General features: G+C 67.0%; 2 protein-coding genes. Both read right to left on the bottom strand.

Features of this window, described 5'->3' with window-relative positions; all coding sequences use genetic code 11:
* On the bottom strand, positions 1–539 hold a 539-nt coding region (locus tag EOA28_RS36410; RefSeq protein WP_148671134.1), incomplete at its 3' end, for a pantoate--beta-alanine ligase.
* A partial coding sequence (gene panB, locus EOA28_RS36405) for a 3-methyl-2-oxobutanoate hydroxymethyltransferase (protein WP_128315875.1) occupies positions 536–1171 on the bottom strand: 636 nt, incomplete at its 5' end. The genes EOA28_RS36410 and panB, both read right to left, overlap by 4 nt.

The following is a 1171-nucleotide window of genomic DNA, read 5'->3' as shown; positions in this document are numbered from 1 at the left end:
CGCACCGTCGGCGCGCCGATGATCTCGACCGGCAGGTCGAGATCGCGGCAGAGCTGCCTGACGACGCAAAGCTGCTGGTAGTCCTTTTCGCCGAACACGGCGCAGTCGGGCGCCGCCTGCAGGAAGAGCTTGGCCACCACGATCGCGACGCCGTCGAAGAAGCTCGGCCTGAAGTCTGTTTCGAGACCCGACGAGGGGCCGCCCACCGAGATCTTGGTGGCGAAGCCGGCGGGGTACATTTCGCTTACGCTCGGCGTGAAGGCGAGATGCGCGCCTGCCTCCCGCAACCGGTCGAGATCGCGCGCCAGCTGGCGCGGATATTTGTCGAGGTCCTCCGTCGGCGCGAACTGCGTCGGGTTGACGAAGATCGAGACGACGCAGCGGTCGGCGCATTCGAGCGCGATCCTGACCAGCGAGATATGGCCGTCATGCAACGCGCCCATGGTCGGTACCATGGCGACCCTGAGGCCGGCCTGGCGCCACTCGCGCACCTGGGCGCGAAGGGCGGCGACGCTGTCGACGACGATTGGAGTGCTCATGTCTCGTCCTTGCCGGATGCTGTCGTGAAGACGTGGTCTGGGCCGGGAAAGGCGCGGCTGCGCACCTCGGCGGCGTAGCGCGCCGCCGCATCGGCGATCACGCTGCGCAAATCCGCGTATTCCTTCACGAATTTGGGCACGCGGTCGACGGTCATGCCGACCATGTCGTCGATCACCAGGATCTGGCCGTCGCAGTCGGCGCTGGCGCCGATACCGATGGTCGGTATGGAAATATGACGGGTCAACTTCGCGGCCACGGCCTCCATCGTCCCCTCTATGACGACCGAGAAAGCGCCGGCCTTCTCCACCGCCTCGGCGTCGCGGAAGAGCGCTGCGATGTTCTCCTCCGTCCGGCCCTTGATCCTGTAGCCGCCGTCCCTTTCCACCGACTGTGGCTGCAGCCCGATATGACCCATCACCGGTATGCCTTCGGCGACGATGGCCGCGATCTGGGCGGCCATGTCGACGCCGCCTTCGAGCTTCACGGCCTGGCAGCCCGTTTCCTCGACAATGCGCCTCGCGGACGTCGCGGCCTGCGCCGGCGAGGTCTCATAGCTGCCGGCGGGCATGTCGACCACGACGCAGGCCTTGGCCGAGCCGCGCATCACGGCCTGGCCGTGGGCGATCATCAT

Source organism: Mesorhizobium sp. M2A.F.Ca.ET.067.02.1.1, from assembly GCF_004023285.1.
Classification (GTDB): domain Bacteria; phylum Pseudomonadota; class Alphaproteobacteria; order Rhizobiales; family Rhizobiaceae; genus Mesorhizobium.
This window is presented reverse-complemented; position numbering and strand designations above follow the sequence as displayed.